8 protein-coding genes are annotated in these 12,412 nt (G+C 70.6%); 2 read left to right on the forward strand and 6 right to left on the reverse strand.

All coding sequences use genetic code 11. From position 1 onward, the window contains the following. Positions 1 to 2: 2 nt before the first annotated feature. The 4 genes from H149_RS0102080 to H149_RS0102095 all read right to left on the reverse strand — a co-directional run bounded on the left by H149_RS0102080 (position 3) and on the right by H149_RS0102095 (position 6,441). Entirely contained in the window at positions 3 to 1,727 is a 1,725-nt protein-coding gene (locus H149_RS0102080; RefSeq protein ID WP_020648071.1) for an AMP-binding protein, read from the reverse strand. Further along, positions 1,724 to 3,238 (reverse strand): aldehyde dehydrogenase family protein, encoded by a 1,515-nt coding sequence (locus tag H149_RS0102085; protein WP_020648072.1) that lies wholly within the window; start codon positions 3,236 to 3,238, stop codon positions 1,724 to 1,726. The genes H149_RS0102080 and H149_RS0102085 overlap by 4 nt, the downstream gene beginning before the upstream one ends. Before the next feature lie 126 nt (positions 3,239 to 3,364). After that, positions 3,365 to 5,476: a PQQ-dependent dehydrogenase, methanol/ethanol family gene (locus tag H149_RS0102090; protein WP_020648073.1), complete on the reverse strand. Its 2,112-nt coding sequence runs from the start codon at positions 5,474 to 5,476 to the stop codon at positions 3,365 to 3,367. A gap of 59 nt (positions 5,477 to 5,535) precedes the next feature. Further along, the gene (locus tag H149_RS0102095) at positions 5,536 to 6,441 is read right to left on the reverse strand and encodes a transporter (RefSeq protein WP_020648074.1); all 906 of its coding nucleotides are present in this window, start codon (positions 6,439 to 6,441) and stop codon (positions 5,536 to 5,538) included. A gap of 278 nt (positions 6,442 to 6,719) precedes the next feature. On the opposite strand from H149_RS0102095, the gene H149_RS0102100 reads away from it, so the two are divergent. Beyond that, on the forward strand, positions 6,720 to 8,600 hold the full coding sequence (locus H149_RS0102100; RefSeq protein ID WP_020648075.1) for a sigma-54-dependent Fis family transcriptional regulator: 1,881 nt from the start codon (positions 6,720 to 6,722) through the stop codon (positions 8,598 to 8,600). 16 nt (positions 8,601 to 8,616) lie between these two features. Here the strand turns inward: H149_RS0102100 and H149_RS19385 are convergent, their stop codons facing one another. Together H149_RS19385 and H149_RS21905 are read right to left on the reverse strand one after the other, a co-directional pair. Beyond that, entirely contained in the window at positions 8,617 to 9,555 is a 939-nt protein-coding gene (locus H149_RS19385; protein ID WP_020648076.1) for a response regulator, read from the reverse strand. An 86-nt stretch (positions 9,556 to 9,641) separates the two neighbouring features. After that, positions 9,642 to 11,477: a DAHL domain-containing sensor histidine kinase gene (locus H149_RS21905; protein WP_020648077.1), complete on the reverse strand. Its 1,836-nt coding sequence runs from the start codon at positions 11,475 to 11,477 to the stop codon at positions 9,642 to 9,644. A gap of 219 nt (positions 11,478 to 11,696) precedes the next feature. Between H149_RS21905 and H149_RS0102115 the strand changes: the two genes are divergently transcribed. After that, on the forward strand, positions 11,697 to 12,278 hold the full coding sequence (locus H149_RS0102115; protein ID WP_026352763.1) for a TIGR00645 family protein: 582 nt from the start codon (positions 11,697 to 11,699) through the stop codon (positions 12,276 to 12,278). The last annotated feature ends 134 nt before the right edge of the window (positions 12,279 to 12,412 follow it).

Here is a 12,412-nt window from a genome sequence, read left to right on the forward strand (position 1 = left end):
GCTCAGGCCGCGCCGCCGTCCGGCGCCTGCAGGCCGAGCCGCTCGCCGGCCAGGCGGCGCAGCATGAATTTCTGGATCTTGCCGGTGACCGTCATCGGAAAATCCTCGACCAGCAGCACGTAGCGCGGCACCTTGAACGGCGCGATCTCGTCGCGGCAGAACGCGCGCACCGCCTCGGCGTCGAGCGTCGCGCCCGGCTGCACGACGACGCAGGCGCACAGCTCCTCGCCGAAGCGCGGGTCGGGCACGCCGACCACCTGCACGTCGCGGATCTGCGGATGGCGGTAGAGGAACTCCTCGATCTCGCGCGGATAGATGTTCTCGCCGCCGCGGATCACCATGTCCTTGGCGCGGCCGAGGATGCTGCAGTAGCCGGCGGCGTCGATCGCGCCGAGGTCGCCGGTGCGCATCCAGCCGTCGGCGTCAATCGCCTCGCGCGTCTTCTCGTCGTCGTCCCAGTAGCCGAGCATCACCGAGTAGCCGCGCACCTGCAGCTCGCCCTTGGTACCGCGCGGCACGACCGCGCCGCGCTCGTCGACGATCCTGGCTTCCAGATGCGGCTGCACGCGGCCGACGGTCGACACGCGGCGCTCGAGCGGATCGTCGACGGCGCCCTGGAAGCTGACCGGCGAAGTCTCGGTCATGCCGTAGGCGATGGTGATCTCGCGCAGGTGCATGCGCTCCATCACCTTGCGCATCACTTCGACCGGGCACGGCGCGCCGGCCATGATGCCGGTGCGCAGGCTGGCCAGATCGAACTCGGCGAAGCGCGGGTGTTCCAGCTCGGCGATGAACATGGTCGGCACGCCGTGCAGCGCGGTGCAGCGTTCGTCCTGCACGGTCTGCAGCACCGCGAGCGGATCGAAACCCTCGCCCGGGTAGACCATGCAGGCGCCGTGCGTCAGGCAGGCGAGGTTGCCCATCACCATGCCGAAGCAGTGGTACAGCGGCACCGGGATGCACAGGCGATCGTGCTCGCTCAGGCGCATCGCCCGGCCGACGAAGTAGCCGTTGTTGAGGATGTTGCGATGGCTCAGCGTGGCGCCCTTCGGCGCGCCGGTGGTGCCCGAGGTGAACTGGATGTTGACGGCGTCGCGCGGATCGACCGCGGCCGCCGCCGCGGCCAGCTGCGCGCGCTCGGCGCTGCCGGCGTCGCGCTGCAGCTCGGCGAAGGCGAGCATGCCCGGCGGCGGCTGCGGCGCCGTGCAGACGACCAGGCGCAGCGCCGGCAGCCGCGCCGCCTGCAGCGCGCCGGGCGCGCAGTGCGCCAGTTCCGGCGCCAGCGCCGCGATCATGCCGGCGTAGTCGCTGCTCTTGAACGCCGGCGCCAGGATCAGCGCGCGGCAGCCGACCTTGTTCAGCGCGTACTCGATCTCGTGGCGCCGGTAGGCGGGATTGAGGCTGACCAGGATCAGGCCGGCGCGCGCGGTCGCGAACTGCGCGAGCACCCACTCGACGCTGTTCGGCGACCAGATGCCGACGCGGTCGCCGGGCGCCAGGCCCAGCGCCAGCAGCCGCGCGGCGACGGTGTCGACCCGATCGCGCAGCTCGGCCCAGGTCCAGCGGATGCCCTGCTGGCGGACCACCAGCGCGTCGCGCGCGCCGTGGCGCGCGACGGCCGCGTCGAGCGCGGCGCCGATGCTGAGGTCGAGCAGCGGCGGCGCCGCCGCGCCGCGCACGTGGCTGGGGGCGTCCGCGGCGATGATGTCGCGGGCAGCCATCGTCATACCGCCATGAAGACCGACTTGGTCTCGAGGTAGGCGTCGAGCGAGGCGCGGCCCATGTCGCGGCCGAAGCCGGACAGCTTGTAGCCGCCGAACGGCACCGCGCAGTCGAGCATGTTGTGGCAGTTGACCCAGACCGTGCCGGCCTTGATCTTCGGCACCAGGCGCTGCACGCGCGACAGATCCTTCGACCAGATGCTGGCGCCGAGGCCGAACGGCGTGTCGTTGGCGCGCGCCGCGACCTCGTCGAGATCCTCGTACGGCATCGCCACCACCACCGGCCCGAAGATTTCCTCGCGGACGATGCGCAGCGACTCGTCGTCGCTGGCGAACACGGTCGGCTTGACGAAGTAGCCGCGGCGCTCGGCGCGGCCGCCGCCGCTGAGCACGCGCGCGCCCTGCTGGCGGCCGAGCTCGATGTAGCCGCAGACGCGGTCGAGCTGCTCCTGCGAGACCAGCGGTCCGAGCTGCGTCTGCGGGTCGAGGCCGTGGCCCATCGGCAGCGCGTCGGCGAGGCCGGCGAGCGCCTCGGTGACGCGGCCGTAGAGCTTCTTCGGCACGTACAGGCGCGAGCCGGCGCAGCAGACCTGGCCGTGGTTGAAGAAGATCGCATTGGCGGCGCCCTGCGCGGCCACTTCCGGATCGCAGTCGTCGAGCACGATCATCGGCGACTTGCCGCCGAGTTCGAGCGTCACGCGCGTCATGTTGTCCATCGCCGCCTTGCCGATCAGCTTGCCGACCTCGGTCGAGCCGGTGAAGCTGACCTTGTGGATGCCCGGGTGCGCGACCAGCGGCGCGCCGGCCGACGGGCCGTCGCCGGTGACGATGTTGAGGACGCCGGCCGGAAAGCCCGCTTCCTCGAACAGCTGGCCGAGATACAGCGCCGACAGCGGCGTCTGCTCGGCCGGCTTGAGCACCACGGTGCAGCCGGCGGTCAGCGCCGGCGCCAGCTTCCAGGCCGCGACCAGCAGCGGGAAGTTCCACGGCACCACGGCGGCGACCACGCCGACCGGCTCGCGGCGCGTGTAGGCGAAGAACTCGGCGTCCGGCGGCGCGTACGGCACCGAGACGTCGATCGTCTCGCCGTGGATCTTGGTCGCGAAGCCGGCCATGTAGCGGAAGAACTCGACGGTCAGCGTGACGTCGACGGCGCGCGCGATCGCCGCCGACTTGCCGTTGTCGACCGACTCGATCTCGGCGAGCACCTGCGCGTCGCGTTCGATCAGGTCGGCGAGCTTGAGCAGCAGGCGCTGGCGCTGCGCCGGGCGCAGGCGCGGCCATTCGCCGTGTTCGAGCGCCTGGCGCGCGGCGGCGACTGCCAGTTCGATGTCGGCGGCCGCGGCCGCGGGCACGGTGGCGACGACCGATTCGTCGGCCGGGTTGATGACGTCGAAGCGCGCGCCGTCGCGCGCGTCGGTCCAGCGGCCGCCGATCAGCATGCGCTGCTCGCGGCGGTCGAGGAAGGCGCGGGCGCCGGGGCTGAGCAGGCTGGCGACGTCGGTCATCATGTTCATCGTGGAATCTCCTGTCGTATGGCTACGACGCGGGTTGAGGCGAAAGGGGGGTACGGCCAAGAAGAGTCCCCTCGCCATCAAGGCGAGGGGCAAGGGGGGAGGCCCGGCCGTGGCCGGGCGGAGAGCCTAGGGTTGCGAGGGACGGACCGCGTCGGCGGTGCCCTGGATGAAAGCCTTGATCTTCTCGACCTGCTCCGGCGTCAGCTTGCCGGTGAAGTCCGGCATGCCGACGTTGGCGAACGGGCCGTTGAAGACGAACTGGTCGAGGTGCTCGATGAAGTGCTTGTCGACGTAGCCGAGGTTCGGCAGGTTGCCGCCCTTGTCGACGCCGGGCACGCCATGGCAGAAGACGCAGTTGCTGACGTACAGCGCCGTGCCTTCGGCGACGTCCTTGGGGTCGTACGGGACGCCGGACAGCAGCGAACCGCGCTGGTACTCGGTGAACTTCGGCAGCGGCGCCTTGCCGCCGAGCACGAAGGTATAGACCGTGCCCGGCACGTTGCCTTCGCTGGCGCGCTGCGACTGGCCGTAGACGCCGCCCCAGCCGGCGGCGATCGACACGTACTGGCGGCCATCGACCTCATAGCTGATCGGCGCCGCGATCACGCCGGTGCCGGTCGGCGAGTCCCACAGCTTCTTGCCGGTGGTCGCGTCGTAGGCGAGGAAGCGCGCGTCGGCGGTGCCCTCGAAGACGAGGTTGCCGGCGGTGGCGAGCGTGCCGCCGTTCCACGGCGAGACGTGGTCCTGGCGCCAGGCTTCGCGCTGCTGCACCGGGTCCCAGGCGATCAGCGCGCCGAACGGCTTGCTCTTCGGCGCCTGCGCGTTGATCTGCATCGCCGTGTTCCAGCCGATGCCGCTCATCGGCTGGCCCGGTTCGTTGCTGCCGTGACCCTTCCAGCGCTTGTCCTCGGCCAGGTTCAGCGGCACGTTCTGCACCGGGAAGTAGGCGAGACCGGTCAGCGGGCTGAACGACATCGAGTGCCAGTTGTGGCCGCCGAACGGGCCCGGAATGATGTCGAAGGGCTTGTCGGCCGAGCGCGCGTTGGCGATCTCGATCGGCCGGCCGTTCTTGTCGTAGCCGGTCGCCCAGTTCACGTCGACGAAGTTCTTCGCCGAGATGAACTGGCCGTTGCTGCGGTCGACGACGAAGAAGAAGCCGTTCTTCGGCGCGTGCAGGATGACCTTGCGCGTTTTGCCGTCGAGCTTGAGGTCGGCGAGGATCAGGTCCTGCGTCGAGGTGTAGTCCCAGTTGTCGCCGGGCGTTTCCTGGTAGTGCCAGACGTACTGGCCGTTGTCCGGGTTCAGCGCGACGATCGAGGCGAGGTACAGATTGTCGCCGCCGGCCGGGCTGCGCTGGCGGTGCGACCACGGCGAGCCGTTGCCGGTGCCGATGTACATCAGGTTCAGCTCGGGGTCGTAGACCATCGAGTTCCAGACCGTGCCGCCGCCGCCGGCTTCCCAGTACTTGCCGGCCGGATCCCAGGTCTTGGCGGCTTTCTCCATCGACGCGTCCTCGTACGGCTTGGACGGGTCGCCCGGCACCACGAACCAGCGCCAGGCCTGCTTGCCGGTGTCGGCGTCGTAGGCGGTGATGTAGCCGCGCACGCCGAATTCGGCGCCGCCGTTGCCGATGATCACCTTGTTCTTGAACACGCGCGGCGCGCCGGTGACGGTGTAGGCGCGCGAGTGGTCGATGATGGTGTCCTGCGCCCAGACCTTCTTGCCGGTGCGCGCGTCGATCGCGATCAGGCGGCCGTCGAGCGAGCCGACGTAGACCTTGCCCTCGTGCACGGCGACGCCGCGGTTGACGACGTCGCAGCAGGCCTTGAAGGCGTTGCGCCGCGGCACCTGCGGGTCGTAGGTCCACAGGCGCTTGCCGCTGCGCACGTCGATCGCGTGCACCACGCTCCACGACGCGGTGACGTACATCACGCCGTCGACGACGATCGGCGTGGCCTCGATGCCGCGCGTCGATTCGAGGTCGTACGACCAGGCCAGGCCGAGCTGGCCGACGTTGCCGGCGTTGATCTGCTTGAGCGGGCTGAAGCGCGTGCCGGCGTAGTCGTAGCCGTTGGTCGGCCAGTCCTTGCCGACGGCGGCGTTGGCGATCACGCGCGCCTCGTTGACGTTGGCCGCCGGCGCCGCGGCGTGCGCCGCGCCGGCGAGCGCCAGCGTCAGCAGCGTCGCGCCGAGCGCCGCCGGCCAGGCGGCGCGCGGACGGATGGAATTCGGTCTCATGTTCTCTCCTCGTTTCTACGAATGGATGCCGCGATGCGAAAAAGGTGCGAGCCGCACGCTCAGAACACCGTGAGCACGCGCAGATTGATACGGTTGGCCTCCTTGAAGCCATTCTCGACGTCGAGATCGCGTCCGTAGTTGGCCATCAGCTGCAGCGTCGGCAGCACGAACCAGGCGGTGCCGAGCTGCATCTTCAGCGTGCGGAGCTTGTCGTCCTGGTTGACGCCGTCGACCTCGGTCTCGCCGCCGAAGCTGTACGACAGGCCGCCGCGCAGATCCCAGTTCGGACGCAGCTGGTAGCGCAGGAAGGTCTGCAGCTGGAACGACGGGTCCTGCTTGAGCTCGGCCTTGCTCGCACCATACTCGTCGTTCTTGCCGTAGACGGTGACGTCGCCGATCAGATCGAGCAGCAGCTTGTCGGTGAGCCCGGTGATGTAGCCGGCCTGCAGCGCGAACTTCCAGCGGTTCTCGCCGAGGTTGAGCGCGTCCTGGTGGTCGTAGCTGCCGGTCGGCAGGTAGAGGAACGGCGTGATGCCGAAGTAGGTGCCGGTCTTCGGCTGGTTCACCAGCCAGACCGTCGCCGCCAGCATCAGGTCGCCGACGCCGCTGGCGTCGCCGAGCGCGGCGATGTCGTCCTTGGCTTCGAGCTTGCCGAACGGCAGCAGGAACTGCGGGTCGACGATGTAGCCGCCGACGTCCATGAAGTGCACGCCGCGCGCGGCGCCGACGTTCGAGTCGAGCTGCGGATCGATCGGCGCCTTGTCGCCGTCGGCGTAGAGCTTGTCGCGCGTCGCGTACTGGTAGTACAGCAGGCCGAGGTTGGTGCCGCCCGGCAGCGCCGTGTAATCGCCGGCGTCGACGTCGACCGCCCAGGCCGTCGGCGACAGCGCGCCGCCGAGGCCGAGGATCGCCGCCGTCAGGATGGCGCGTGCGCGGCACGCGGACGTCTGCTTGTGCATCGTCATTCGAGTCTTCCTCCAGTTCGTTATCGATGCCGGCCGCTTCGCGGGCGATCCGTGCAAGGCTTGGCGGCGCCGTTTCGCGGATGAGCGGCGGCGTCGCAAATTGAGATAAGGCAGGCTCTGTGCCATCCTCGAAACGCGCAACGGAGACGGCGAAATAAAACGCCGCATCAAGGCCTTAACGAGTACGGAAAAGGCCCGGGCGCAAGTGCAACTGTATCGTTTCGAGTCAGTGCGCCGGCGCGGCTGTCTCGCAACGAGCCATGAGTCGGAGGAGCGTCATGCCGTTGATCGATTTCGAGCTCGATCGTCGTATCGAGCGGGCCCGTCACCTGTTCCTGGAAGGCGGCGAGATTCCCGATCACCTGATCGACGATTCGGTGGCGCGTTCCTGGCAGCGCTCGCGCGGCTACGGCCTGCGCACCGGCGACAAGGTCATCTTCAACGTCGTCACCCACGCCGAGCGCCGCCGCGTCGAGGAGGCCAACCGCGCGCTGGTCGGCTACGCCGAGCCGGAACTGCAGCGCCTGTACGCGGCGCTGTCATCGGCGGACTGGGTGGTCGCCTGCCTGAACGGCAGCGGCAAGGTGGTGCGCGCCTACGGCGACGACCGTCCGGCCTGCCGCGAGATCGGCATGGCCTTCCGCACCGGCGTCGACCTCGGCGAGGACGCCGCCGGCACCACCGGACCGAGCTGCGCGCTGATCGAGGCGCGGCCGATCGTCATCAGCGGCCAGGAACACTTCCTCGACGAGGCGCGCATATTCTCGTGCGCGGCGGTGCCGATCTTCGATCCGGCCGGCGCGGTGATCGGCGCGCTCGACGCCTCGCGCCGCTACGACGGCCAGCGGCTCGGCATCCTCGAGCCGCTGGCGCTCGCCGCGCGCGCGATCGAGAACCGCATGGTGCTCGGCCTCGTCGAGAGCGTGCGCATCGCCGTGCACTACGCGCCGGAGCTGGTGGCGACGCCGATGCGCGGCCTGCTGGCGTTCTCGGCCGACGGCGAGCTGCTCGGCGCCAACCCGTTCGCGCGCCAGCTGCTCGAACTCGAAAGCGGCGCGCGGCCCGATTTCCAGCGCCTGTTCGGCCGCCCGTTCGCGGCGCTCGTCGATGCCCTGCGCCGCGCCGGCGAGGCGCCGCTGGCGATCGAGGCCGGCAACGGCCTGCGCGTCTACGCGCGTCTCGACGGCGCGCCGGCGCCACGGCCTGCCGCGGTGCGCAGCGCGAGCGCCGCGCCGCGCGCCGACGCCGGCCCGGAGGCGCTGATGGCGACGGCGCAGCGCGCGTTCAACCGCGAGGTGCCGATCCTGATCGGCGGCGAAACCGGCACCGGCAAGGAGGTGCTGGCGCGCCGCCTGCACGCCAACGGTCCACGCCGCGACGGGCCGTTCGTCGCGGTGAACTGCTCGGCGATCCCGGCCGGGCTGATCGAGTCCGAGCTGTTCGGCTACGAGGCCGGCGCCTTCACCGGCGCGCGGCGCGGCGGCATGGCCGGCAAGTTCGAGCAGGCGCACGGCGGCACGCTGTTCCTCGACGAGATCGGCGACATGCCGCTGGAGCTGCAGGCGCGGCTGCTGCGCGTATTGCAGGAACGCGAGCTGACGCGGCTCGGCGGCGGCCGCCCGCTTGCGCTCGATTTCTCGCTGGTCTGCGCCTCGCACCGCGACCTCGCGGCGCTGATCGCGCGCCAGCAGTTCCGCAGCGACCTCTACTACCGCATCAACGGTTTCCGCGTCTGCCTGCCGCCGCTGCGCGAGCGGACCGACGTCGCCGAGCTGATCGAGCAGCTGCTCGCCGAGGAAGCGGCGCCGCAGGCGCCGCCGCGGCTCGATGCGGCGGCGCGCGCCGCGCTGCTGCGCCACGCCTGGCCCGGCAATATCCGCGAGCTGCGCCAGGCGCTGCGCCTCGGCGTCGCGCTCGCCGAGGACGGCGTGATCGGCGTCGACCAGCTGCCGGCGGAAATCGTCGCCGCGGCGCCGTCGCCGGCCGCCGCCGGCCTGCTCGAACGCGCCGAGGCCGAAGCGGTGCGCGGCGCCATGCAGCGCCACGCCGGCAACGTCTCGGCGGCGGCGCGCAGCCTCGGCGTCGCGCGCGCGACGCTGTACCGCAAGCTGCGCCAGTTCGGTCTGCTCGACCTCGACTGGACGCGCCGCGCGCACTGAGCGGCGCGGCGCTGCGTCAGACCCAGCGCCGCACCCAGCTGCGCAGCGTCTTCACGCGCTCCAGCAGCGCCTGGCCGGCGACCGCGCCGGGCGCCGGCTCCGGCGCGCGCTCGACCTGATAGCGCTGCGCCAGATCCGGGCTCTGCGCGAGCCGCTGGTGCTGCTTGAGCGCCGAATTGACGGCGATCTTGCACTGGCTGTCGTGGATCGGCTTGGTGATGAAGCGGTAGATCTGGCCCTGGTTGATGAGGTCGATCGCGCTGCCGGCGTCGGCGCGCTCGGTGAGGATCACCGACACCAGTTCCGGGCGGTGCTGCTTGAGCGTGCCGATCAGCGCGACCACCGGATTGTCCTGCACGCGCGTGTCCGAGATCACGACGCCGATCGGCTCGCGCTCGAGATGGCCGACGGCGTCGTCCATGGTGCGCGCGCCGAACACGCGGAAGTCGCCGCCGAGAATCGCCTGGATCTTCGGCGGAACCTGCGGGTCGTCGTCGAGCACCAGTACGCCGGGCGTCGGGCCGCTGCCGGCCTCCGGCGCGCTGTCCGGCCGCGCCGCCGCCTGCGTCGCGCGCGCGGCGCTGACGGCGCGCGCGACGGTCGCCGTCAGATCCTCGTTCGACCACGGCTTGTTGACGAAGCGGAAGATCTCGCCCTCGTTGATCGAGCCGATGATCGCGTTGAGATCGGAATAGCCGGTCAGCAGGATGCGCATCGCCTGCGGATTCAGCTCGCGCGCGGCGCGCAGCAGCTCGATGCCGCTCATGCCGGGCATGCGCTGGTCGCTGACGATGACGTCGACCGGCTGCGTCTTCAGCAGTTCGAGCGCACTGTTGCCGCCGTCGGCGAAGAACAGCTCGTAGCGGCTGCGGAACAGGATGCGCATCGTCGTCAGCACGCGCGGCTCGTCGTCGACGAACAGCACGCGGGCGCGGGTGGCGGCGGTCTCGCTCATGGCGCCGCGCGCCGCGCGTGGCGGCTTCCTGTGCGGGGGGGATGGGGAGCGGTGCATGCGGCGTCCTTGCGCGGGGGTGGGGGAAATCAGGCGACGAGCGCGTCGGCCTCGATCGGCGCCGCGTTGGCGCGCGGCTGGCGCAGCGGCAGGCGGATCGTGAACGCGCTGCCCTTGCCGGGCGTCGAGCGGACCTCGATGCGGCCGCCGTGGTCCTCGATGATGCGGAACACGATCGACAGGCCGAGGCCGGTGCCGTGGCCGACCGGCTTGGTCGTGAAGAACGGCTCGAAGATGCGCGCGCGCACGTCCTCGCTCATGCCGACGCCGGTGTCGAGGATGCGGATCGCGATGCCGTCGCCCTCGGCCTGCGTGTGCAGGTAGATGCGCCCGTTTTCCTGGCCGGCCTCGACGATCGCCTGCGCGGCGTTGGTGATGAGATTCAGGAACACCTGGTTGAGCTGCGACGGCGAGCACTCGATCGCCGGCAGCGCGCCGTACTGGCGGATCACCTCGACGCGGCCCTTGAGCTGGTTGTGCGCGATCTTCAGCGCCGAGTCGAGGCCGTCGTTGACGTTGAACAGGTCGTGGCGCGAACGGTCGACGCGCGAGAAGTCCTTGAGGCTGGCGACCAGCTCCGCGATCTGCAGCAGGCCGTGATCGGTGTCGGCGAGCAGGCCGTCGAGGTCGCCGGCCAGCGCCTCGGCGTCGATCGATTCGCGCAGCGCCTGCGCGGTCGCCATCGCCTGCGCGACTTCGTCCTCGCGCGCGCGCTCGTCGGTCAGCAGGTCGAGCGCGCGGTTCTGCGCGCCGCACAGCTGGCGCAGGTCGGCGAGCGAGCCGCGCACGATCTCGGCGTTGCTGCGCGCGTAGCCGAGCGGCGTGTTGATCTCGTGCGCGACGCCGGCGACCATCTGGCCGAGCGAGGCCATCTTCTCCGACTGCACCAGCTGCGCCTGCGAGGCGCGCAGCTCGTCGAGCGCCTGCGACAGATCGTGCGTACGCGTTTCGACCTGCTCTTCGAGGTGCTCGTTGGCGTGCGACAGCTCGGCGTTGGCGCGGTCCAGCTCGCGGTAGCTGCGGCGCAGACGCAGGCCGAGCCAGGCCAGGATCAGCAGCAGCAGCGCGGTGTAGGCGGCGAGGATCAGGCGATAGCGATTGACCTCGGCGAGCTGGCTTTCGTACCAGCCGAGGTAGGCCTGCTCGACCGCCTGCAGCTGCGCGCCGGTCGGGCGCGACAGGAACTCGCGGAACATGCCGACCAGCTCGCCCTTGTCGTCGAGCGCCTGCTCGCCGAGCGTGCGCAGCTCGCGCACCGCGTCGCGCAGCGGTGCCGGCTGCGCTGCCGACAGCTTGTCCAGCTCGTCGAGCGTGGCACGGATTTCCGGTGCGTTGGTCGGCGTCGGCGTGACACCGTAGTTGGTGATCTGGCTCTGCAGCTGGCCGAGCAGCGTGCGCAGCGCCTCGGGCGCGCCCGGCGGCAGCGCGGCGGTGGCCGTGGCGATGCGCGCCGGCACCGCGTCGATGGTGTTGATCGCGCGCTGCGTCAGCAGCGTGCTGCGCGCCTCGAAGTCGAAGCCGAGCTCGAACTTGGAGTCGATGGTGTCGAGGAAGGCGTCGAGGCTGCGGTCGAGCTCAGGCGTCAGGCCGCGCAGCGCCTGCTCGCCCTTGTCGAGCGCGTCGAGCGTCGCGCCGAGTTCGGCGGTGATCTTCGAGCGGTCGGCGGCGGCGTCGGTCAGCGAGCTGGCGCGCGTCTGCGTGAAGGCGCGGTTCAGCGCGATGTCGAGGTTGTCGGCGCGGCGCAGCAGTTCGAGGCGCGCACGATGCAGGTCGGTGTCGACGCTCTGCGTCATGCGCACGAGAAAGATCAGTATCCCCAGTGCGACGGCCGCGAGCGCGGCCGGCCATAGCCATCTCAGCTTCATGTCTGCGCTCCCCCTGACGCCCATGTCAGTCGCCGGTCATCTTCCGGCGTCGGCTGGGCCGCGCCGGCATGCCGGCGCTTTTTCGAATCCGAGCATTTACGCGGCCGCGCCGGGCGCGCGCCTCACCCTTCTGAGGGAGGTCGCGCGCGCTGACCCGGCTTTGCGCGCCTGCCGGCAGTCACTAGAATCGCGCTTCCCGCGTTCGTTCCCGGTCTGCCGATGTCCGCTCCGTCCCCCAAGGATCTCAGCCCCTTGCCTGCCCTGATCTTCTCCTCGCGCTGGCTGCAGCTGCCCCTCTACCTCGGCCTGATCGTCGCCCAGGGCGTCTACGTCATCCTCTTCGTCAAGGAGCTGTGGCATCTGATCCACGGCGCCTTCGAGCTGCGCGAGCAGGAGGTGATGCTGATCGTGCTCGGCCTGATCGACGTGGTGATGATCTCCAACCTGCTGGTGATGGTGATCGTCGGCGGCTACGAGACCTTCGTGTCGCGCCTGCGCCTGGAGGGCCATCCGGACCAGCCGGAATGGCTGTCGCACGTCAATGCCTCGGTGCTGAAGGTCAAGCTGGCGATGGCGATCATCGGCATCTCCTCGATCCATCTGCTGAAGACCTTCATCGAGGCCGGTGCGCTCGGCCTGCCGCTGTGCGGCGCGGCCGACGCCGGCGCGCGCTGCACCAACTCGACGCCGGCCGGCGTGATGTGGCAGACCATCATCCACTGCGTGTTCATCGCCTCGGCGATCGGCATCGCCTGGACCGATCGCCTGATGGCGAGCACGAGCGGCAAGCACGCGCACTGACGCGCCGCGGCCGCCTCGCCGCCGGCCGCCGGCGGCGCCACTGCGCGCACAGGTACGGTCGGAACCACGCCGGCATCGCCAGGCCGCGCAGCGGCCGTGGCGACCCGGGTGCCTTGCGCCACCGGCTGCGCATC

The sequence above is a fragment of the Solimonas variicoloris DSM 15731 genome, from assembly GCF_000382285.1.
GTDB classification, from domain to species: domain Bacteria; phylum Pseudomonadota; class Gammaproteobacteria; order Nevskiales; family Nevskiaceae; genus Solimonas; species Solimonas variicoloris.

Bases quoted from the DNA above. Each gene is read 5' to 3' on its own strand.
- H149_RS0102080 (WP_020648071.1), bottom strand. From the start codon at position 1,727: ATGACGATGGCTGCCCGCGACATCATCGCCGCGGACGCCCCCAGCCAC.
- H149_RS0102085 (WP_020648072.1), bottom strand. From the start codon at position 3,238: ATGAACATGATGACCGACGTCGCCAGCCTGCTCAGCCCCGGCGCCCGC.
- H149_RS0102090 (WP_020648073.1), bottom strand. From the start codon at position 5,476: ATGAGACCGAATTCCATCCGTCCGCGCGCCGCCTGGCCGGCGGCGCTC.
- H149_RS0102095 (WP_020648074.1), bottom strand. From the start codon at position 6,441: ATGACGATGCACAAGCAGACGTCCGCGTGCCGCGCACGCGCCATCCTG.
- H149_RS0102100 (WP_020648075.1), top strand. From the start codon at position 6,720: ATGCCGTTGATCGATTTCGAGCTCGATCGTCGTATCGAGCGGGCCCGT.
- H149_RS19385 (WP_020648076.1), bottom strand. From the start codon at position 9,555: ATGAGCGAGACCGCCGCCACCCGCGCCCGCGTGCTGTTCGTCGACGAC.
- H149_RS21905 (WP_020648077.1), bottom strand. From the start codon at position 11,477: ATGAAGCTGAGATGGCTATGGCCGGCCGCGCTCGCGGCCGTCGCACTG.
- H149_RS0102115 (WP_026352763.1), top strand. From the start codon at position 11,697: ATGTCCGCTCCGTCCCCCAAGGATCTCAGCCCCTTGCCTGCCCTGATC.